General features: G+C 31.4%; 20 protein-coding genes and 9 tRNA genes. All 29 read left to right on the top strand.

From position 1 onward, the window contains the following. Positions 1-54: 54 nt before the first annotated feature. The 29 genes from spoVT to lysS all read left to right on the top strand — a co-directional run bounded on the left by spoVT (position 55) and on the right by lysS (position 22,455). Positions 55-606 (top strand): stage V sporulation protein T, encoded by a 552-nt coding sequence (spoVT, locus tag G9F70_RS23360; RefSeq protein WP_164945024.1) that lies wholly within the window; start codon positions 55-57, stop codon positions 604-606. Positions 607-771: 165 nt separating this feature from the next. Next, positions 772-2,307 (top strand): polysaccharide biosynthesis protein, encoded by a 1,536-nt coding sequence (locus G9F70_RS23355; RefSeq protein WP_164945023.1) that lies wholly within the window; start codon positions 772-774, stop codon positions 2,305-2,307. A gap of 14 nt (positions 2,308-2,321) precedes the next feature. Beyond that, on the top strand, positions 2,322-3,764 hold the full coding sequence (gene mazG, locus G9F70_RS23350) for a nucleoside triphosphate pyrophosphohydrolase (RefSeq protein ID WP_164945022.1): 1,443 nt from the start codon (positions 2,322-2,324) through the stop codon (positions 3,762-3,764). A 144-nt stretch (positions 3,765-3,908) separates the two neighbouring features. After that, the gene (locus tag G9F70_RS23345; RefSeq protein ID WP_124998401.1) at positions 3,909-4,184 is read left to right on the top strand and encodes an HU family DNA-binding protein; all 276 of its coding nucleotides are present in this window, start codon (positions 3,909-3,911) and stop codon (positions 4,182-4,184) included. Positions 4,185-4,415: 231 nt separating this feature from the next. Further along, positions 4,416-4,676 carry an RNA-binding S4 domain-containing protein gene (locus tag G9F70_RS23340; RefSeq protein ID WP_124998399.1) on the top strand — a complete coding sequence of 87 codons (261 nt, stop codon included), beginning with the start codon at positions 4,416-4,418 and terminating at the stop codon, positions 4,674-4,676. Between the two features lie 133 nt (positions 4,677-4,809). Continuing rightward, a complete protein-coding gene (gene yabP, locus G9F70_RS23335; protein WP_164945021.1) occupies positions 4,810-5,103 on the top strand; it encodes a sporulation protein YabP in 294 nt (97 codons plus the stop codon). Positions 5,104-5,109: 6 nt separating this feature from the next. Further along, positions 5,110-5,514 carry a spore cortex biosynthesis protein YabQ gene (gene yabQ, locus G9F70_RS23330; protein WP_124998395.1) on the top strand — a complete coding sequence of 135 codons (405 nt, stop codon included), beginning with the start codon at positions 5,110-5,112 and terminating at the stop codon, positions 5,512-5,514. A gap of 93 nt (positions 5,515-5,607) precedes the next feature. Beyond that, positions 5,608-5,880: an FtsB family cell division protein gene (locus G9F70_RS23325; protein ID WP_124998393.1), complete on the top strand. Its 273-nt coding sequence runs from the start codon at positions 5,608-5,610 to the stop codon at positions 5,878-5,880. Positions 5,881-5,959: 79 nt separating this feature from the next. Continuing rightward, positions 5,960-6,373: a S1 domain-containing RNA-binding protein gene (locus G9F70_RS23320; RefSeq protein WP_164945020.1), complete on the top strand. Its 414-nt coding sequence runs from the start codon at positions 5,960-5,962 to the stop codon at positions 6,371-6,373. Positions 6,374-6,499: 126 nt separating this feature from the next. Continuing rightward, positions 6,500-6,588, top strand: a tRNA-Leu gene (locus G9F70_RS23315). Between the two features lie 5 nt (positions 6,589-6,593). Next, positions 6,594-6,669: transfer RNA gene (locus G9F70_RS23310), tRNA-Met, on the top strand. Between the two features lie 5 nt (positions 6,670-6,674). Then, a tRNA-Met gene (locus tag G9F70_RS23305) sits at positions 6,675-6,751 on the top strand. A 188-nt stretch (positions 6,752-6,939) separates the two neighbouring features. Continuing rightward, positions 6,940-7,015 (top strand) — tRNA-Met (locus G9F70_RS23300). An 85-nt stretch (positions 7,016-7,100) separates the two neighbouring features. Further along, positions 7,101-7,189, top strand: a tRNA-Leu gene (locus tag G9F70_RS23295). A gap of 5 nt (positions 7,190-7,194) precedes the next feature. Next, positions 7,195-7,270: transfer RNA gene (locus tag G9F70_RS23290), tRNA-Met, on the top strand. Positions 7,271-7,355: 85 nt separating this feature from the next. Continuing rightward, positions 7,356-7,444, top strand: a tRNA-Leu gene (locus tag G9F70_RS23285). 5 nt (positions 7,445-7,449) lie between these two features. After that, positions 7,450-7,525: transfer RNA gene (locus G9F70_RS23280), tRNA-Met, on the top strand. Between the two features lie 5 nt (positions 7,526-7,530). Beyond that, positions 7,531-7,607, top strand: a tRNA-Met gene (locus G9F70_RS23275). Positions 7,608-8,068: 461 nt separating this feature from the next. Further along, entirely contained in the window at positions 8,069-10,459 is a 2,391-nt protein-coding gene (spoIIE, locus tag G9F70_RS23270; protein ID WP_164945019.1) for a stage II sporulation protein E, read from the top strand. 249 nt (positions 10,460-10,708) lie between these two features. Next, positions 10,709-12,079: a tRNA lysidine(34) synthetase TilS gene (tilS, locus tag G9F70_RS23265; RefSeq protein WP_224617754.1), complete on the top strand. Its 1,371-nt coding sequence runs from the start codon at positions 10,709-10,711 to the stop codon at positions 12,077-12,079. Positions 12,080-12,081: 2 nt separating this feature from the next. Further along, positions 12,082-12,618, top strand: coding sequence for a hypoxanthine phosphoribosyltransferase (gene hpt / locus G9F70_RS23260; protein WP_164945017.1), 537 nt, complete (start codon positions 12,082-12,084; stop codon positions 12,616-12,618). 111 nt (positions 12,619-12,729) lie between these two features. Then, positions 12,730-14,565, top strand: coding sequence for an ATP-dependent zinc metalloprotease FtsH (ftsH, locus tag G9F70_RS23255; protein WP_164945016.1), 1,836 nt, complete (start codon positions 12,730-12,732; stop codon positions 14,563-14,565). Positions 14,566-14,877: 312 nt separating this feature from the next. Then, positions 14,878-16,548 carry a formate--tetrahydrofolate ligase gene (locus G9F70_RS23250; RefSeq protein ID WP_164945015.1) on the top strand — a complete coding sequence of 557 codons (1,671 nt, stop codon included), beginning with the start codon at positions 14,878-14,880 and terminating at the stop codon, positions 16,546-16,548. 207 nt (positions 16,549-16,755) lie between these two features. Beyond that, positions 16,756-16,917, top strand: a complete 162-nt coding sequence (locus G9F70_RS23245) for a hypothetical protein (protein ID WP_164945014.1) — start codon at positions 16,756-16,758, stop codon at positions 16,915-16,917. Positions 16,918-17,369: 452 nt separating this feature from the next. Continuing rightward, positions 17,370-18,149 (top strand): type III pantothenate kinase, encoded by a 780-nt coding sequence (locus G9F70_RS23240; RefSeq protein ID WP_124998376.1) that lies wholly within the window; start codon positions 17,370-17,372, stop codon positions 18,147-18,149. Positions 18,150-18,157: 8 nt separating this feature from the next. Next, positions 18,158-19,135, top strand: a complete 978-nt coding sequence (gene dusB, locus G9F70_RS23235; RefSeq protein ID WP_164945013.1) for a tRNA dihydrouridine synthase DusB — start codon at positions 18,158-18,160, stop codon at positions 19,133-19,135. A gap of 76 nt (positions 19,136-19,211) precedes the next feature. Then, complete coding sequence (locus tag G9F70_RS23230; protein ID WP_164945012.1) at positions 19,212-20,030, top strand: hypothetical protein; 819 nt, start codon at positions 19,212-19,214, stop codon at positions 20,028-20,030. A 259-nt stretch (positions 20,031-20,289) separates the two neighbouring features. After that, positions 20,290-20,772, top strand: coding sequence for a transcription elongation factor GreA (gene greA / locus G9F70_RS23225; protein WP_124998369.1), 483 nt, complete (start codon positions 20,290-20,292; stop codon positions 20,770-20,772). Positions 20,773-20,925: 153 nt separating this feature from the next. Further along, on the top strand, positions 20,926-22,455 hold the full coding sequence (gene lysS / locus G9F70_RS23220; protein ID WP_124998367.1) for a lysine--tRNA ligase: 1,530 nt from the start codon (positions 20,926-20,928) through the stop codon (positions 22,453-22,455). Positions 22,456-22,537: the final 82 nt, after the last annotated feature.

The raw sequence follows: 22,537 nt of genomic DNA, 5'->3' as shown, positions 1-22,537 counted from the left end.
AATAATAGTGCAAGTATATTATATGAGATTTTATATAAGGAGGGAATTATTTAAATGAAAGCAACGGGAATAGTAAGGCGTATAGATGATTTGGGAAGAGTTGTTATTCCAAAAGAAATAAGAAGAACTCTGAGAATACGAGAAGGAGATCCGCTAGAAATATTTACTGATAGAGAAGGGGGAGTTATTTTAAAGAAATACTCACCTATAGGTGAATTAAGTGAATTTTCTAGAGAATATGCTGAATCATTACAACAAACTATAGGTAATATAGTAATTATTTGTGATAAAGATAACATAATATCTGTAAGTGGTGTACCTAAAAAAGAGTATGTTGATAAAAAAGTCAGTAATGAATTAGAAAAATCAATGGAAGATAGAAAAGCTATAGTGCTTGGGGAAGGCTCGGAAAAAGTTATTGTATTGTATGATGACGAAATGGAAAACAAATATAGTGCTCAAGTAATTGCTCCTATAATAACAGAAGGTGATGCAATTGGAGCAGTGCTCATAATTTCTACAGAGCCAGGAATTAAATTTGGGGATTTAGAGTTAAAACTAGCCGAAACAGCAGCATCTTTTTTAGGAAAACAAATGGAACAATAAAAAAAAAGATTAAAAAGTATATATTACTCAGCAAAGTGAAACATATTTGCAGTAATATATACTTTTATTTTTTTGAAATATAAGTAATAATAAGCCCTTAAATTAAATAATTATAATCATAGAATGTAATTGTTTGATACACCACAGGAATACAAGGAGGATATTATGAAGAAACATTCATTGATAAAAGGGACTATTATACTTGGACTGGCAGGAATATTTGCAAGATTTTTAGGTTTATTTTTTAGAATTCCAATACAGGCACTAATAAAAGATGAGGGTATGGGATACTACCAGATGTCCTATCCCCTTTACATGACTTTTGTAGCATTAGCTTCAGGTGTACCACTAGCTATGTCTAAACTTATTGCAGAGATGAATGCTAAAAATGATAGGGAAGGGATAGGGCAGGTATTAAGACAAACACTTTTCTTTATGATTACGGTAGGTTTAGTAGTTAGTATGCTAATGTTAACCTTTGCAAGGCCTATTATATCTATATTAAAATGGGATCCTAAATCATACTACTCTTTTTCGGTAATTGCCATAGCACCAATTTTTGTTTCTATTATGTGTACCTTCAGGGGCTTTTTCCAAGGGCTGCAGAATGTTAAACCCACTGCCATTTCCCAAATAGTAGAACAAGTTGGAAGAGTTGTTGCTGGAGTCTTATTTGCGTATTTATTGTTTCCAAGGGGCATTGAATATGCGGCTGGAGGAGCGGCTATTGGGACCTTAGTCGGTGCTATTATGGGAAGTATATATTTAATTTTAACTTATTTTAAGGTTAAAAAGGACCTGCCAGTAAGAAAAGTATCAAAGCATAAGCATATTTTAGCGGATTTAGCAAAGGCCGCACTTCCCATATCTTTAGGTGCTGCAGTAGGGACTATTATGTCATTAATAGATTCTATTTTAGTACCCCAGCAGCTTCTAAAAGCTGGATTCTCGCAGTTACAATCAGCTGTGATGTATGGTCAATTGACTGGGAAGGTGTTTACCTTGATGAATGTACCTTTAGCTCTTTCTATGGCGCTATGCGCGTCTCTGATGCCTATAATAGCCGAAGCCTTTTATTTAGGCAGAAGGGGAGAACTGGTTAAAAGGGTAGATATGGCTGTGAAATTGTCTAATGTTATTTCATTACCATCTTCCCTGGGGATGTTTTTTATGGCTTATCCTATAATGCATTTAATTTTTATGAAAGATGCAGCAGGATATGAAATTTTGCAATATATATCAATATCCATACCTTTTTTAATCTTAACTCAAACCAGTACCGCAATACTACAAGGTATAGGCAATTATATGAAGCCTGTATACAATTTAGCATTAGGGTGCATTGTAAAAGTTATTATAACTTATATATTAGTTTCATTTTCGTTTGTAAATATCTATGGTGCAGTTATAGGAACTATATTAGGGTATGGTGCAAGCTGCTTATTAAATATGAAGGATTTAAAGAGTACTTTAAATATAAAAATTAACTGGGTGGATGCTTTTGTAAAACCAGCTATTGCTTCTGGTATAATGATAATTGCAGTTGTATTTAGTAACGCTAGTGTCTATAATTATACAATGAGTAAAGAATTATCTTGCGTAATATCCATATTAATAGGCATTATTGTTTATTTGTTATTCATTTTTATCCTTAGAATTTTTGAATATGAGGAAATTAAAAATAAATTAAGAAGAAATTAAAGGAGTGAAAGCTAATGATTAAAGTAGTGGGACTCGGACCCGGTGCTATAGGATCACTAACTATAGAAACATTGGAGATTCTTAAAAATGGTAAAAAAATTTATTTAAGGACAGAAAAACATCCTACCGTAGATTATTTGAAATCCCTATCAATTCAATTTGAAACCTATGATGATAGATACGAAGAACATAATAATTTTGATGAGGTATATAGGGATATTGCAGAGGATCTTATCCAAAAACATGAAATGTATGGAGATATTATTTATGGGGTTCCAGGTCATCCTCTAGTGGCAGAAACTTCTGTTAAACTTTTAATACAGCTTTGCGAAAAAAACAAAATAGATATAGAAATTCTTGCTGCAGTCAGTTTTATAGATGCAGTTATTCAAAGTTTAAAATTAGATCCTATCGAGGGACTGAAAATTATAGATGCCTTTGATATAAAAAATCAAGTTTTAGATAAAAGAGTAGGACTTTTAATAACACAAGTTTACAATAAGTTTATAGCGTCTGAGGTTAAACTTGCCTTACTCGAGTATTACAAAGATGATATGGAAATTTGTTTTGTTAGGGCTGCAGGGATAAAGGGGCTAGAATGTACTAGGAAAATTAAATTATATGAGCTAGATAGGCAAGAAGACATTGACTACTTAACATCTATATATATCCCAAAAGAACTAGAAGCTACATTGGATTTCCAAGATCTAATCGATGTTATGAACACATTAAGGGGTGAAAATGGATGTGCATGGGATAAAGAGCAAACCCATGAATCTATGAAAAAATTTCTTATTGAAGAATGTTATGAAGTTTTGGAAGCCATCGATGAGAATGATGAGGATAAAATTATTGAGGAACTAGGAGATGTACTATTGCAGGTAGTTTTTCATGCGCAAATCGGAAAAGAGCAGGGGTATTTTAACATAAATGATATTATTAAAGGTGTTACCAGTAAAATGATAAACAGGCATCCTCATATTTTTAAAAATATACAAAATAAAAATTCTCAGCAAGTTTTAGAAACTTGGGAAAATATTAAAATTGAAGAAAAAGGCTTTAATAATTATACGGATACACTAAAGCATGTTCCGAAAAATTTACCAGGTTTAATGAGAGCATGTAAGGTTCAAGAAAAAGCATCGAAAATAGGGTTTGATTTTGACTCGGTTGAACCTGCCATGGAAAAAGTATTAGAAGAATTACAGGAAGTAAAAGATGTATATAAAGGCAAAAATAGGGCAAAAATACTAGAAGAAGTGGGAGATTTGGTATTTACGACTGTGAATGTTGCGAGATTACTTGACATAGACCCTGAATTTGCAGTAAATTATACTATAGATAAATTTATTAATCGCTTTGAGTACATAGAAGAAAATGCAAGTCATAGAAATTTAGATTTAAAGAATATGTCACTTGCGGAAATGGATGTTTTATGGAATGAATCTAAAAGCTAATAAATTTATTTAAAAATAAAATCTAGCACAAAAAGAAGGAATTTCTAAATCGGTGAAGAATATGCTATTTAATGGTGAAGAATACTCTATTTAATAGTGTACTCACTACTAAATAGTGTACTCAATAATAAGGAGGTAACAAAAGTGAATAAATCAGAATTAATAACAAGTATTGCAGAAAAGTCTAAGTTAACAAAAAAAGATGCAGAAGCAGCGTTAAAAGGAATTATAGAAAGTATTGAAGAAACATTAGAAAAAGGTGAAAAAGTTCAATTGGTTGGATTCGGAACTTTCGAAACACGCGCAAGAGCGGCTAGAATGGGTAGAAACCCAAGAACAAAGGAAGAAATCCAAATTTCAGCATCAACAGTTCCAGTATTTAAAGCTGGTAAAGAATTTAAAGATATAGTAAATAAATAATTTTACTATGATGTAAAAAACCTGGATGTATATCTGGGTTTTTTATTTTAATGACATTTCAGAAGGAAAGTTTTCCACGTCTATAAGTAGGGGGCACATACTACAACAAAAAGAAAACTTTAGTAGCAATCTAAATATCCTTCTGAAGTCATTAATTACAGCGCATCAGGAGAGGATTTTCTTTTACAAATGTTTATAATATTAAATAATATTAGAAAAGGAGAAGGACATATGAGACTCGATAAATATTTAAAAGTTTCTAGAATTATAAAGAGAAGGACTATAGCAAAAGAAGCTTGCGAAAGTGGCAGAGTATCTATAAATAATAAAGTTGCAAAAGCAGGTACTGTGGTAGCGGAAGGCGACACTATAGAGATTAAATTTGCAAATCAAATTTTAAAAGCTAAAATTATAAATATTGCAGAACATGTAACAAAGGACACTGCAAAAGAAATGTATGAAATAGTTTCAGGAACAGAAGACAAAGAATAAATCTTGCTAAATATAATTCTTAATTAAGCTTAATAAGCATATATATTTTATAGGAATATAAAGGTATGTGCTAATTGTGGATTGAAAGTATTAATTCTCAATTTTTATTATTAAAATTAATAAGGAGGATATTATGGAAGTAAAGAAAGAAGTAAAAATAGAAGATAAGCGAAGCAATTTATTGCTCGAAAACAGAAAAAAACTAACTATTAACGGAGTTATTGAGGTTATTAATTTTAATGAGAATCAAATATTATTAAATACAGATGTTGGAACAATGATAGTCAAAGGACAACAATTAAAAATGAATAAGTTGGATGTCCAAAATGGAGATGTAGTAATATCTGGTAAAGTGGATGCGTTTATATATACTAGCGACAAAAGCAAAGTTAAAAAAGATAGCATAATATCAAGATTGTTTAGGTAAAGAGTTATGATAATTTCTATGATAACCCAAATTAAACTTATAATTTTCGGTTTACTGTCTGGAATAGTAACTGGAGTACTTTTTGATATATATAGATTAATAAGAGGATTTGAAAAACCTAACAAGGTTCTGACAGTAATACAAGATTTACTATTTTGGACATTAACTTCTATAGTGGTTTTTATATTTTTGATGTATACTAATGAGGGCTACATAAACTTTTATGTGTATGTTTGCTTAATAATAGGAGCATACTTATATTTAAAACTCTTAAGTGGTGTTTTTATAAAGCTACAATATAAATTGTTAAAATTCAATGGGAAAGCAGTTAGAGTTGTATGGAATGTGATTTTATACCCGGTAGATTTATTGTTTTATAAGCTTAGAATAAAAAAAAACAATAAATTATAAAGAAATAGCTTGAAGAAATGTGAAATACAAATTAAAATAGATTTATGAAACTTAAAAAATACTCATTCCATTGAAAGGAAAAGGGTATGGGATATGAAAAAAAAATTTAGTATTAAGAGTGTCGTATTAGTTTTTGCTGTGGTATATGTATGTTATGTTATGATTAGCCAACAGGCAACAATGGCAAGACAAAAGAAAGAACTAGAAAAGTACAATGTTGAATTACAAAAGAAAAAAGATGAAAAAGAAACCTTGCAGGATGAAGTAAAGTTATCTAAAACTGACAAATATATAGAGAAACTGGCAAGAGAAATTTTAGGTCTTGTTAAAGAAGGTGAAACTCCTGTAATGGATAATAAAAACTAAATGCTATAATTATTGTTATGCTTATTATTAAATTAATATATAAAATAAAAAACATTATTTTGAGGAGGAACTTTTTAATATGACCTTAATGGCTGGAAGTATTGTAGAAGGTAAAGTAGTAAATATCACCAATTTTGGTGCATTCGTAGAAGTGGAGGGCAAAACAGGATTAGTGCATATATCTGAGGTTTCAGATACATTCGTTAAAAATGTTAATGATCATCTTAAAGAAAATGATATAGTAAAAGTTAAAGTAATTTCTGTAGATGATAATGGCAAGATAAGTTTATCCATAAAACAAGCTGGAGTACCTAAAAAATCTATTAAACCAATGGAGATAGACTGGGAAAAGGAAAAAAGCAAAGCAAATGCAAGTGGTTTTGAAGATATAATGACTAAATTCTTAAAAGATAGTGAAGAAAGATTTCAAGACGTTAAAAAGCACCAAGAAGGAAAAGGCAGAGGTTATAGTAAAAAAACTTCAAGTTATTAATAAAATTTTAGGAACTAAGTTTTTAGTTCCTATTTAAAAAAAACAAAAAGTTGTTGACAATAGTTTGTACATCATATATAATATAAAATGTTGCTACAAGGCAACACTTTGTATGTTAATAAGTTAGCTGGAGTGGCGGAACTGGCAGACGCACAGGACTTAAAATCCTGCGGTGGTTAAACACCGTACCGGTTCGATTCCGGTCTTCAGCACCAAATATCGCGGGATGGAGCAGTTGGTAGCTCGTCGGGCTCATAACCCGAAGGTCGCAGGTTCAAGTCCTGCTCCCGCAACCAAACATGGCGGAATAGCTCAGCTGGCTAGAGCATTCGGTTCATACCCGAAGGGTCGTAGGTTCAAGTCCTATTTCCGCTACCATTACCATTATAAATCTAAATTTGATTTATGAAAAACAGTTGACATGTTAAGCAGATAAGTGTATAGTTATAATTGTCTTACAATAACTTATATCAACACAAGAAATTAAAATTAACAAAATACAGGACTTATTATCCTGCAAGAGTTAAACGTGATATTGATTTGGTTTAGACTTTTAATACTAATATCGCGGGGTGGAGCAGTTGGTAGCTCGTCGGGCTCATAACCCGAAGGTCACAGGTTCAAGTCCTGTCCCCGCAACCAATAAATTTTAAATTACTGAATATATCAGTTAAATAAAATTTTATAATAACTATGCGAGCATGACAAGTATGCTAAAATCAAATAAGCTGGAGTGGCGGAACTGGCAGACGCACAGGACTTAAAATCCTGCGGTGGTTAAACACCGTACCGGTTCGATTCCGGTCTTCAGCACCAAATGTCGCGGGGTGGAGCAGTTGGTAGCTCGTCGGGCTCATAACCCGAAGGTCACAGGTTCAAGTCCTGTCCCCGCAACCAATGAATTTTAAATTACTGAATATGTCGGTTAAATAAAATTTCATAATGACTATGCGAGCATAACAAGTATGCTAAAATCAAATAAGCTGGAGTGGCGGAACTGGCAGACGCACAGGACTTAAAATCCTGCGGTGGTTAAACACCGTACCGGTTCAATTCCGGTCTTCAGCACCAAATATCGCGGGATGGAGCAGTTGGTAGCTCGTCGGGCTCATAACCCGAAGGTCGCAGGTTCAAGTCCTGCTCCCGCAACCAAACATGGCGGAATAGCTCAGCTGGCTAGAGCATTCGGTTCATACCCGAAGGGTCGTAGGTTCAAGTCCTATTTCCGCTACCATAACTCATAAGGAAACTTATGAGTTATTTTTTTATTTCATAAAAAAAACATAAAGCTAAATTTTAACGACATTTCAGAAGGAAAGTCTCCCATTTCTATAAGTGGGAGTTACAAGCTATAATAAATAGAAAACTTCAGTGGGAGTCTAAATCACCTTCTGAAGTCGTTAATATTGCAGCATCGCAGATGATGATTTAATATATCCGCAAGTAAAAACATATAAATATAATTTCCTCAAATAAATAATGGCATGAAGTGACAAGCTTCATTTAATATTTTAAAACCTGCTATATAAATATGGTAGGTTGTTTTATATTATAGGAGATTGTAAAATCTAATTGTAAAAATTATACAAATTAATGTCTCATGAAAAATGTATAAGCATCTCATCTTATGACAATTATTTCCAAAAGCCTTTGCTATAATGAAGTTCTAATTAACAAAGGTGGGTGATTTGTAAAATGCAATACGGTATTGATATATTTCCATACCAAAGACTTAAAAAGATAAAAGAGGAAGTACAAAAGAAAAATGAATTAAATATTAATTTAATTATTAGAGCAGTTGTTTATTTTACAGTAAGTTTATTAATAAGCAGGGTGCTACTTATTAATAATACGGCACCATTTGGTATAGCTTTTTTGATAGCGACAATATTTATTAATAATAAAAAAATTTCTATAATTACAGCTAGTGGTACATTTTTAGGATATATCACTTTATACAAGAGCATAGTAAATTTACCATTATATTTAGTATTAATAGTTACCATTGCTGTTTTAAGTAATATTTTTAATAAGATAAGAGTGAAAACTAGAGCTTTAGCTAGCATGTTTGCCATTATTATATTTGAATTGTTTATTTATAATTTTTTCATCATTAGGGTAAGTGGATTAATGGCTTTCTTAAACGCAATGTTTCTAGTCTTATGTATCTTTCCTTTATATTTTATTCTAGATTACAGTCTTTTATGCTTTAAGGAAATTAAAACAAAGCATATATTTTCAAACGAAGAAATAATAAGTATGTCAATTATAAGTTCACTAATTATAGCAGGAACTTGGGGACTCAGTGTTTTTAATATATCAATTACAAACGTTTTAGGTTTGGCTTTTGTTATAATAATAGCTTATATAAACGGAAGTGGAGCTGGTGCGGCATCTGGAGTTGCTATGGGTATTATTGTAGGAATGTCTTCTAAAAATATGATTATATTTATAGGAATGTATGGTATTTGTGGCTTAATAGCAGGTGTGTTTAAAGAAACTGGAAAGTGGCTAAGTGCAGCAGCTTATCTAGTAGCTTTTTCAATAATAAAAATATATTGTATTACAGGATCTGAGTTTATAATATTCGAGGCAATGCTTGCAGCGGTGATATTTTTGCTTATACCATTAAAAGTATACGCGGAATTATCTACAGAGTTTAACGCAGATAAAAAGAGGGAATATATTGAGCAAGGATATATAAATAAAATTAAAGATACATTTGTAGGAAGGTTAAATAATTTTTCTGATGTGCTTTCTAATATGTCCGATATATTAAATAATTTAGTGGATAATGAAAGATTGGCAATGAAGGGCAAAAGTAGTGCCTTAGTTGAAAATCTTGCAGATAGGGTGTGTAGTGATTGTAATATGAAGTCTATGTGTTGGAAAAGAGAGTTGCATTATACATACGCAGCATTTGAAGAATTAATCCAAAATTTTGAAAGAAAAAGCGACAGTGTACCAGAAGAAATTGAAAGAAAATGTATAAAGCGAACTGCTCTACTTAAAAATACAGAGGATATTGTTAATAAGCATATTATAAATGAAATGTGGAGAACAAGACTTAGTGAAGGTAGAGAGCTCTTAGCAAATCAGATTAGCAATATGGCGGATTCTGTTTCAGAAATCGTTGAAGATTTTAATTCTGAGATTCAAATAGATACTTCTATGGAAAAGCTTATTTGTAGAGCATTAGATAAAAATAGTATTAAGTACAATGAGCTTATGTGTTTAAATGACAAGACGGGAAGAATGAACATTAAATTTTCACTTGAGGCTTGTAGTGGAAGACAAATGTGTGTTAAGGAATTATTGCCTATTATAAATGGGGTCACTGGCAAGTGCATGTGCGTTAGTGATGAGGGTTGCAGTATAAATCCAAAGACTAATATGTGTAAGGTAACTATGGAAGAAACACCTAAGTTTCATGTTGTAACTAATGTGGCTAGGCAGTGTAAAGATGGTGAAAAGTTTAATGGAGATAGCTACAGCTTTGGGAAGCTAATGGATGGGAGTTATATGTCAATTATTAGTGATGGTATGGGATCTGGTCCTGAGGCAGGGAGAGAGAGTGAAGCTGCTGTTGAATTAATAGAAAAATTTACATCTGCAGGTTTTAGCAAAATCACAGCTATTAATACAGTAAATTCAATAATGACATTGAGATTCTCGCAGGAAGAAAAATTCTCCACTATAGATTTAAGTAGTATAGACTTATATACTGGAGAAATTGATTTCATGAAAGTGGGAGCTGTTGCAACTTTTTTAAAATCTGGTGATAGGTTAGAAATTATAAAATCAAAATCTCTTCCCATTGGTGTTTTAGACAAGGCTGATATAGACATACAACAAATGAGATTAAAAAATGGAGACATTATAGTTATGCTTAGTGATGGAGTATTAGATTATAATGATGAAAATGTAGGCAGAGTGGATTGGATAGTTGATTATTTGGGGAAAAATAATTGCAACAATCCAAAGGAATTAGCAGATGGGTTGTTAAGTGAAGCGAAAAAATTAAGTGGTAATAGAGTAAAAGATGATATGACGGTGCTTGTTTCAAAGATATATAGTTTGTATTAACGAAAAAAAATTCAAATTTTATATAATTTAAGGTAATATGTGAAAAAGTAAAGAAATGAAGAATGTGCTCTTTTATATTCTTCATTTTTTAATTTTTATAAAAATGTTTAAAAAACGAAAAATATATATTATTATATTATATAGTAATATGATATAGTAATATGAGACTAAAGATGTATAAACATAGTAAATTAATAAAATTTTTTAAAAAATTAAATTTGGGAAGTGAAAGTTTTGTGGCATAAGGTTATGAATTTTATAAAAGAAAATTCTATGTTTGATAAGGGCGATAAGGTTATAGTGGCGGTTTCTGGCGGTCCTGACTCCACATGCTTGCTCTATATTTTAAATGAACTTAAGGAAGAACTGGGGATTAAACTTTTTGGTGCGCATATAAACCATTGCCTTAGAGGCCTTGAAGCTGACAGTGATGAGGAATATGCAAAAAAAACTTGTGAAAGTTTGAATATAGAGTTTTATAGCAAAAAGGTGGATGTACATAGAATATCGGAAGAAAAAAGTATATCTTGTGAAATGGCAGGAAGAGAAGTAAGATATGAATTTTTTAGTGAACTTATGATAAAATTAACTGCAAGCAAAATTGCACTAGCACACAATGCTAATGATCAAGCTGAAACTATCTTAATGAGGATAATGCGGGGAACCGGTATTGAAGGTATGGTGGGTATCAAGCCTGTTCGCGACAAAATATATGTGCGGCCTATACTTCATCTTAGCAGAAGTGAGATAGAAAAATATTGTGATGATAATAATATCCAACCAAGAATAGATAAATCAAATTCCGAAAAAATTTATGCTAGAAATAAAGTTAGGCTAGATTTAATTCCTTATATTGAAGAAAATTTTAATAAGGATATAATTAATACAATAAATCGGTTATCTGATATCCTTAAAAAGGATAATGATTATTTAGAAAATATTTCTGAAAAAGAATATAAAAAACATTGTGTGATAGGTGACCAAATGGTTATAATAAATAAGAATGCTTTTCTAAAGCATGAAGCAATTTTAAGTAGGGTTATAAGACAATCGCTTCTCGCTGTGAATCATAATTTATATAACTTTGATAAAATCCATATATGGAACATAATAGAACTTCAAAAGCACGGCACAGGTAAAAGCATAATGCTGCCTCAGGATATAATAGTTGAAAACTGTTATGGGGATGTACATATACATATACATAAAAAAGTTACTGAAGTTAATAATAAAGAGTATTGTCTAAAGGTTAATGAGAAAAATTTCATTCAATCTTTAAATAGGGTAATAGAAATTGATGTTATATCTAAATTACAATTTACAGAGGGTAAAGAGAATGATTATATTATGTATTTCGACTATGATAAGATTGTGGAGCCAATAACATTAAGATATAGGAAACAGGGGGATAAATTCGTACCACTTGGTATGAAGGGTAATAAGAAATTAAAGGATTTATTTATGGATTTAAAAATCCACAAAGATAAGAGAAATGAAATCCCATTAATATGTTTTGGACCCCACATAGCTTGGGTAGTTGGATATAGAATTAGTGAAAAATTTAAGGTATCAAAAAATACTAAAAATATATTGCAGATTAGAATTGGAAGCGAGGAATAATAATGAACAATGATATTAAAGAGGTATTGTACAATGAAGATGAATTAAGAGATAAAGTCAGACAAATGGGTGCAAAGATAAGTAAAGATTATTCTGGAAGAGATCTTATACTTATTGGTATTTTAAAGGGATCCGTTATATTTATGTCAGATTTAGTAAAACAAATTACAATTCCATGTAAAATGGATTTTATGGCAGTTTCAAGTTATGGTAATTCCACTAAAACGTCAGGTGTTGTAAAGATTTTAAAAGATCTAGACTTTGAAATTGAAGGAAAGGATGTTTTAATAGTAGAAGATATTATAGATTCTGGAGTTACACTTAAATATCTAATGAAGTTACTATCTGCAAGGAAACCAAGTAGTTTAGAAATTATATGTTTATTGAATAAACCAGATAGAAGAGCGGTAGATATTGATGTTAAATATTTGGGCTATGATGTGCCAGATTATTTTCTTGTGGGATACGGGTTAGACTTCGCAGAGAAGTATAGAAATTTACCATACATAGGAATACTTAAAGAAAAAATTTATAAGTAGATGTGTACAAAATATATTTTTTATTAATTAATAATTAATATATATTTTATTGTCAAGCGATTTTTAATGTGATAAAATTTTAAAGTAGCTAAATAGAGAGGGGGGTTTTTAATGAAAAAAATTTCGAGTGCATCAATTTGGCTCGTGGTACTTGTACTTGTAATTTTTGCAGCATTAGCTTTAAATGAAAACGGTAAAAGTGTTACATCACTTAGTGTTGATGAATTTCAACAACATTGGGATAAAAAAGAAATTAAAAATGTTCAAGTAAGAGAAGATAAAACTGTGGTTGGAGAACTAAAAGACGGAACAAAATACGAAACCATAGTTCCATTACAGAGATTAATGCAAGTTATGGATAAAAATCCAAACAAAGATGTTAAAGAAATGTATATAAAGCCAGCAACAATGCCAATGTGGTTACAAATAGTACCGACATTACTTATAATTTTAATGTTAGTAGCATTTTGGTTTATGTATATGCAGCAATCACAAGGTGGCGGCGGCGGTGGTAATAGAGGTGTAATGAATTTTGGAAAAAGTAGAGCCAAAATAGCCACACCGGATAAGAAGAAAGTTACATTTGATGATGTAGCAGGAGAAGATGAGGAAAAAGAAGAACTGGCAGAAGTTGTGGACTTCTTAAAACAACCTAAAAAATATCTAGAAGCAGGTGCAAGGATTCCTAAAGGTATTCTTCTTGTAGGACCACCAGGTACAGGTAAGACTTTACTCGCTAAAGCTGTATCAGGAGAAGCAGGAGTACCTTTTTATAGTATATCAGGTTCTGAATTTGTAGAGATGTTCGTAGGTGTTGGAGCTTCAAGAGTAAGAGATTTATTTGAACAAGCGAAAAAAAGTGCTCCTTGTATAATATTTATTGATGAAATTGATGCAGTAGGTAGACAAAGAGGGGCGGGCCTTGGTGGAGGTCATGATGAAAGAGAACAAACCCTAAATCAGTTATTAGTTGAAATGGATGGGTTTGGTGTAAATGAGGGTATAATCATGATAGCCGCTACCAATAGACCAGACATATTGGATCCTGCTCTTTTAAGACCAGGTAGATTTGATAGACATATATTAGTGGGTGCACCTGATGTTAAAGGAAGAGAAGAAATCCTTAGGGTACATTCTAAAGGTAAACATTTATCAGAAGAAGTAAGTCTTCAAGTGTTAGCAAAAAGAACACCCGGCTTCACTGGTGCAGACCTAGAGAATTTAATGAACGAAGCTGCACTGCTTACAGTAAGAAATAATAAAACAGTTATAGAGATGAAAGAATTAGATGAAGCTGTAACTAGGGTTATTGCAGGACCTGAAAAGAAAAGTAAGGTTATAAGCGAAAAAGATAGGAAATTAACTGCTTATCATGAAGCAGGGCATGCTGTAGTAATGAAATATTCTCCACTTTCAGATCCAATTCATCAAATAAGTATTATACCAAGAGGTATGGCAGGCGGATATACAATGCATTTACCAGAAGAAGATACTGCTTATACTTCAAAATTAAAACTTAAAGATGAAATGGTTGGACTTCTCGGTGGTAGAGTTGCAGAAAAATTAATACTTCAAGACATTAGCACAGGTGCTAAGAATGATATTGACAGAGCATCAGCTATTGCAAGGAAAATGGTAATGGAATATGGTATGAGCGATGTTCTTGGACCAATATCATTTGGTAATGATCATAATGAAGTATTCCTTGGAAGAGATTTAGGCAAAAGTAGAAACTTTAGCGAAGAGATAGCTAACAAAATAGATTCAGAAGTTAAGGCTCTTATTGATGAAGCATATGCAAAGGCTTCAACGATACTTACTGAAAATATAAATAAACTTCATGCAGTAGCTCAAGAACTTCTTGTAAAAGAAAAACTCGAAGGGGCAGAATTTGAGGAAATAATTGCTAGACCAGATACAGATAGCATTGATTTATCAAAGATTTAGCTAGATTAAAAGACATACAGTAAATTTACTGTATGTTTTTTTTAGCATTTGCTGAAATTTTCTGAAATCTTTACTGCATTTTCACTTCAACATCTGATATAATGTAAAGAAAACACAAAAAACTAAGACAAAAATAATTCCTATGCAGATATGATTTAACGACATTTTAGAAAGGAAGTCCCCCACTTCTATAAGTAGGGGTGACATATTGTAACAAAAAGAAAATTTCAATGGGAATCTAAATCTCCTTCTGAAGTCATTAATTACAGCTCCGTAGGAGATGATTTAATTTATATATAAGGGGTGCAGTATATGAAAAGTGATATAGAAATTGCTCAAAATGCTAAGATGCTACCAATACTTAAGGTGGCAGAAAAAATAGGATTAACTGAAGATGATATTGATTTATATGGAAAATATAAATCAAAGATTTCTTTAGATGTATTAAAAAGAAATGAAAATAAAAAAAATGGTAAGCTAATATTGGTTACAGCAATCAATCCTACCCCTGCAGGAGAAGGGAAATCTACTGTTACAATAGGGCTTGCACAAGCATTATGTAAACAAGGTAAAAATGCAGTGATAGCTTTAAGGGAACCTTCTCTAGGCCCAGTATTTGGAGTTAAAGGTGGAGCTGCTGGTGGCGGGTATGCTCAAGTAGTACCAATGGAGGATATAAATTTACACTTTACGGGAGATATGCATGCAATAACTGCAGCTAACAATTTACTCTCAGCGGCTATAGATAACCATATTCACCAAGGGAATGAGTTGGGAATTGATAGTAGAAGAATAACATTTAAAAGAGTTATGGATATGAATGATAGAGCCCTTCGAAATATTGTTGTTGGACTTGGTGGTAAGCCTAATGGGTTTGTACGGGAAGATGGCTTTATGATAACTGTTGCTTCAGAAATAATGGCCATTTTATGTTTATCTGAAAACCTTATGGACCTAAAAGAAAGAATGGGTAAAATTTTAATAGCCTATGACATGCGGAGTAATCCAATTTATTGCAAAGACTTAAAAGTAAATGGTGCAATGGCACTACTTATGAAGGATGCTATAAAACCAAATCTAGTTCAGACTCTTGATAACACACCTGCCATAATACATGGTGGACCTTTTGCAAACATAGCTCATGGTTGCAATAGTTTACTTGCTACTAAGATGGCTTTAAAACTCGGTGATTATGTTGTAACAGAAGCGGGATTTGGAGCAGATTTAGGCGCTGAAAAATTCTTTGATATAAAATGCAGATATGGTAATTTAAAGCCAGATTGTGTGGTTCTTGTGGCTACAATAAGAGCACTTAAGCATCATGGTGGAGTAAAAAAAGATAAACTAAACGAGCCTAGTGTAGAAGCTCTCTCAAAAGGGATTACAAATCTAGAAAAACAAATAGAAAATATTAAAAAATTTGGAGTTCCTGTAGTAGTAGCAATAAATAAATTTATGACTGATACACAACAAGAAATTAATTATATAAGTGAATTTTGTGCTAATGTGGGTGTTAAAGTAGCTTTAACGGAGGTATGGGAAAAAGGTGCAGATGGTGGCCTGGAGTTAGTTAATAAAGTATTGGATACTCTGCAAAATGAAAAAAGTAACTTTAAGGTTTTATATGAGGAAAAGTTAACTATAAAAGAAAAAATAAACATTATTGCCACAGAAATATATGGGGCAGATGGGGTGGAATATAGTTCTTCTGCAAATAAGCAAATTGCTGAAATAGAAAAACTTGAATTAGATAAAATTCCTATATGTGTTGCTAAAACTCAAAATTCACTATCAGATAATCCAAGCTTACTAGGAAGACCAAGAAATTTTACTATAAATGTAAAAGAAGTTAAGATTTCTAATGGAGCTGGATTTATTGTAGCTTTAACGGGAAGTATAATGACAATGCCTGGTCTTCCTAAGGTTCCAGCAGCGGATAAAATGGATATTTCTGAAGATGGCACTATATCAGGTTTATTCTAAGCACATTTTAGATGAATAGCTATGCAAGGATGATTCAATATAGATTAAAATAAGGTTGTTATAGAATATATTCTATAACAATCTTATTTTTTCAATAAACAGAAAAATGATTTATAACTTGCAAAAACAAATATAGAAAATTCATGACCTATGATATTATCATTATGGGCAAAGAGCTTCATGATTTATAAATATGGGGGTATGGATATGGACAAGTTAGATAATTTAATTGAAGTTGTAAAAAAATCTCAGCAAGGCGGCGGAGATTCTAAAATAAAAATGCAACATAACTTACACAAAATGACTGCAAGAGAAAGATTACAATCTATTTTAGAACAAGGCTCATTTATTGAAATAGGATACTTTTAAAATAATTGTTATAGGTTCCATTGCTTTTGCTATAAGTACTGCAGCAGGTATTCTCTTAACTATTTTTGGGAAATAATAGGCAGGTACATATTTTGTGAATTTGTAAAAAATAAAACTCTTTATCTAATAACAGATGGAGGGTTTTAATTATTTTCTAAAATATATACACCCTATTAAATGATCAGAAAGAGATATTACAGGAAATTCAATATAAAATATCAACAAACTAACATAAATAAAATCTATTTTAAACAAAACTTATTATCATAAAAAACTTCTTATAAAAAATTAACTTGACAAATATGTTCAAGTTGTTAAAATTAAATTGTTAAATTAGGAATAGTTAAAACTAATATTTTGTATTATTTTATGTACTATTCTTCTGTTTTTAGCAATGGAAAAAATACAAAGCAGCGTACACGCTGCTTTATATTATATAGGCGGTGTATAAAGTGATTTTAGTTTTAGATGTTGGAAATACTAATACTGTTTTAGGAATTTTTAAGGAAAAAGAGTTACTTGTAGAGTGGAGACTATCTACTGATTCAAAAAAAACTGCTGATGAATATGGAATTCAAGTAATGCAATTGTTTTACCAACGAAACATAAAAATAGAGCAAATTAAAGGAGTAATAATTTCCTCAGTTGTTCCTAATATTATGTATTCATTAGAACATATGATAAGAAAATATTTCAAACTGACACCTATGGTAGTAGGGCCAGGAGTTAAGACTGGAATAAATGTAAAATATGATAATCCAAAAGAAGTAGGTGCAGATAGAATTGTTAACGCTGTTTCAGCCCATGAAATTTATAAAAGAGCATTAATTTTAATAGATTTTGGAACAGCCACAACTTTTTGTGCTATAAGTAAAGATGCTAATTATTTAGGGGGAACTATATGCCCTGGTATTAAAATAGCTTCTGAAGCACTTTTTGAGAGAGCGGCAAGGCTTCCTCGGGTGGAACTTATAAAACCAGAAACAGTTATATGTAAAAATACTGTTTCAAGCATGCAGGCTGGTATAATATATGGATATATTGGACAAATAGATTATATCGTTAATAAAATGAAAAGCGAAATGATTGATATGGGAGAAGAAGAGCCGTTTGTAGTGTCAACAGGAGGACTCTCAAAATTAATAAGCAGAGATTGTTCTACTATTGATGAGTTTCATCCTTATTTAACATTAGAAGGCCTTAGAATGATTTATGAAAAAAATAGGGAATAGGTGATTTAATGAAAATATCAAATATCCACTTCGAAAATGATGTTTTTTTAGCTCCTATGGCAGGGATTACGGATATTGCATTTAGAGGATTATGCAAAGAATTAGGTTGTGGTCTTCTATATACTGAAATGGTAAGCGCTAAAGGGCTGTATTATGGTAGTAGCAATACAGAGGCTCTTATGCAGATTTCACCAAAGGAGAAACCGGTAGCTATTCAGATATTTGGGAATGATCCTAAGATTATGGCTAGTGCCTGTGAGATATTCAATGCAAGACCTGATATATGTATGGTTGATGTAAATATGGGTTGTCCTGTGCCTAAGATAGTAAAAAATGGTGAGGGATCTGCTTTGATGCAAAATCCAAAACTGGCAGCTGAAATAATAGTGGAAATGAAAAAAGTTTCTACAAAGCCTGTTACAGTAAAGTTCAGAAAAGGATTTGATTCAAATAGTGTTAATGCTGTAGAATTTGCTAAATACATGGAGGATGCTGGAATAGATGCTATTGCAGTACATGGTAGGACTCGGGAGCAAATGTATGAAGGTAAGGCTGATTGGGACATTATAAGGGATGTAAAAGCAAGTGTTAGAGTTCCTGTAATAGGCAATGGAGATGTCTTTTCTGTAGAGGATGCTATAAGAATAAAGGAAGTCACAAGTTGCGATGCTATAATGGTTGCAAGAGGAGCAAGAGGTAATCCATGGATTTTTAGAGAGATTATGCAGGCGATAAATGGTCAAGAGGTAACATTTCCTACTGCGGTGGAAAAAATAGATATGTGCATAAGGCATTTAGATTTAGCGACAAAATATTATGAAGAGATTAAAGCGGTTAGGGAAATGAGAAAGCATACAGCCTGGTATGTTAAAGGCCTTAATAATTGTACTGAAATAAAGGAAAAAATTAACACTAAAACTAAATACGAAGATGTACTGCAACTTCTTTTAGATTATAAAAAGTATTTAAAAATGGTAACTTCATAATTTTTAGATTAATATATGAATTTATATAATTATACTGAATAAGATAATAGTACATTAATTTACAAGGTGCATATTTATGAAGCCAATTTTATGTGTAACTTCAGATATTGATAATTCCTATAATGAATTTGGAATTTTAAGTAAAATTAAAGATAAACGAAAGATAAAGTTAATAAGTAATGAGTACATTAAAGAACTAGATATTAAATTGACAAGTGTAAGGCTTCCACCTAATTTTAATAAAAGTGCATACTTAAATAACTTAAATTATGCGAAAAAGATATGTAAATGCGAAGGAGTGCAATTATCATTAAAAACACTAAGACCCTTTGATTACAATTACTTTAATCTATTTCAAAAAAGATTTTTTGCTTTTACTGTTATAAAAAGTATGAAACTTATGCTTAGGGTGAGAAATAAAAGTCTTAAAAATTGTTGTATTGTGGTATGTGATGCCAGCGACACGATAAACTATAATATTATTGTGGAACTGGCAAAGCAAAGCAAATATATTGTATTTTTGTCATGGGATTTGGTGAAAGCCAGAAAATTAGCAGATTATATTATTGCTAATTTTGGTGTATCACCTATTGTAACAAATGATGAGATTTATGCTATTAAAATAGCAGATTTTATTGTTTCGTCTGCGGATTACGAATTTAGTTCGGGTAAATTAGTATGGCTTCTAGATAATAGTATCAGCCAGGCAAAGAATAATATTTCTGTAAATGATGTAAGCTATAATGTACCCTGGAACACTTTTGAAGTTGGATTTTCAATGGAACTCATAGGAGCGATATTATGCCAAATGCAAGAGGATGATATTGAAAAAGCTCTTAAGTATAATGGTATATATTTAAAAGAAATAAAATTCAACAATAATGTAATATGTTAGTGTGTTTTCCGCCTAACATATTGACAATATTAATGGGCTGATTTATAATGTGCTAATATGGTTATGTGGATTGTTATTCTAATAATGAATTTTAGCCCCAATAATTCATTAATTTGAATATATAATATTGTACAGAAAAATTGTAGGTTAAGAATATCTTATAAATTATACGAATATGCTAGTGTTTAAGAAAAACATTATTGCGGTTTTATGGATAGCTATTAGATTATTCAATAAAAATTTTAAAGGGGAGAAAGAAATGAGCCAACCAAAAAAATATGTAATGACTTATGAGGGGATAAGAAAATTAGAGGATGAATTAGAATTTCTTAAAACCGTAAAGAGAAAAGAAATAACAGAAAAGATAAAGGTAGCTTTGGGCTATGGGGATTTGAGTGAGAACGCAGAGTATGAGGAAGCTAAAAACGACCAAGCATTTGTAGAGGGTAGAATAATACAATTAGAAAATATGCTTAGAAATGCAAGTGTTATAGATGAAAATGAAATTGAAAAAGGTGTAGTAAGCATAGGGTCTATAGTTAAAGTTAAGGATTATGTGTTTAATGAGGAAGTTGAATTTTATATTGTGGGTTCAGCAGAAGCAGACCCAATGGAAAATAAGATATCAAATGAATCACCAGTTGGAAGTGCATTGGTGGGAAAGAAAGCAGGAGCGATTATAGAAGTGACAGTTCCTGATGGTATCGGAAAATACGAAGTGTTAGAAGTTAAACGAGGTTAGTTTTTTTTAATATTTAATTTTTTATACTGTATAAGGGTACCTAACAATTTATTGTTGATAGGTACCCTAAAGAAATATATATACATAAGAAATAGTGCAGACTAAAATATTAATGTCTTTTTTCTGTGCTAGAAGAAATCAGGAGGGATATCAATGTCAAACGAAGAAAAGAACGAAGTAAAGAATGAAGAAAAGGATTTACATGAACTTGAAGCTAAATATAACGAACAGGTAACCATAAGACGACGTAAGTTATCTGATTTGCAAGAGCAAGGTAAAGATCCATTTGATGTGTACAAAGTTGAAAGAACTCATACATCACAAGAGGTTAAAGACAATTACGAGAAGTTAGTAGGTACACAGGTTATTGTAGCAGGTAGACTTATGTCTAAAAGAGTTCATGGTAAGGCTGGTTTTTCTGATGTTCATGATAGATATGGTAAGATTCAACTTTACATAAAAATAGATGATGTAGGGGAAGAAAAATTAAAAGAATATAAAACTTTTGATATAGGCGATTTTTTAAGCATAACTGGTACTCCGTTTGTTACAAAAACTGGTGAAATATCATTACATATAGTGGATTTTCAACTTATAGCTAAGTCTCTAAAACCACTTCCAGAAAAATGGCATGGTTTAAAGGATCCTGATTTAAGGTATAGACAAAGAGAAGTAGACATAATAATGAATCCAGAAGTAAAAGAGACCTTTATGAAGAGAATAGCAATAATCAGGTATATTAGAGAATTCTTAGATAATAAAGGATTTTTAGAAGTTGAAACTCCGATTTTAGCTCCAATAGCAGGAGGCGCAGCAGCAAGACCATTTATGACTCATCATAATACCCTAGACATTGATATGTATCTTAGAATAGCAACAGAATTATATTTAAAAAGACTTATTGTTGCTGGTTTTGAAAAGGTATATGATATGGGTAAAAACTTCAGAAATGAAGGAATGGATGTAAGACATAACCCAGAGTTTACAATGATAGAACTATATGAGGCTTATGCGGATTATAATGATATGATGGAAATTACGGAAAATATGATAGCTTATGTTTGTGAAAAAATTCATGGAACTACAAAGGTTAATTATCAAGGCACTGAAATAGACTTTACTCCACCATGGAGAAGAATTACTATGGTAGATGCAGTAAAAGAGTATTCAGGTGTAGATTTTGCGCTAATTAATACTAATGAAGAAGCTAGAAAAATAGCTAAAGAAAAGCATTTAGAATTTAAAAAAGAGATAGACGACTGTACAAAAGCAGATATATTAAATGCGCTATTTGAAGAATATGCAGAAGAACATTTAATGGAGCCAACATTCTTATGTGATTATCCTGTAGAAATATCACCTCTTACTAAGAAGAAGAGAGGAAATTCAGAGTATACAGAGAGATTTGAAGGTTTTGTATTTGGACGTGAAGTATGCAATGCATACTCAGAATTAAATGATCCAGTAGTTCAAAGAGAGAGATTTATGCAACAAGCAAATGAAAGAGAACTAGGCGATGATGAGGCTTATTTAATAGATGAAGAATTTATGAGTGCATTAGAAACAGGAATGCCTCCAACAGGAGGGCTAGGTATAGGCATCGATAGAATGGTAATGTTCTTAACTGACTCTGCTTCAATAAGAGATGTCATCCTATTCCCTACAATGAAACCAATGCAGTAGTTTAAACAAATTATATTAAAAGGATATTTTAGTTGATCTAAAATATCCTTTTAATTTTTTCGTATATACTAAATTAAATTAA

The sequence above is a fragment of the Clostridium sp. FP1 genome (assembly GCF_011065975.2).
Classification (GTDB): Bacteria; Bacillota; Clostridia; order Clostridiales; family Clostridiaceae; genus Clostridium_AD; species Clostridium_AD tagluense.
The sequence above is the reverse complement of the archived record's forward strand: the minus strand, read 5'-3'. Positions and strand labels throughout refer to the sequence as shown.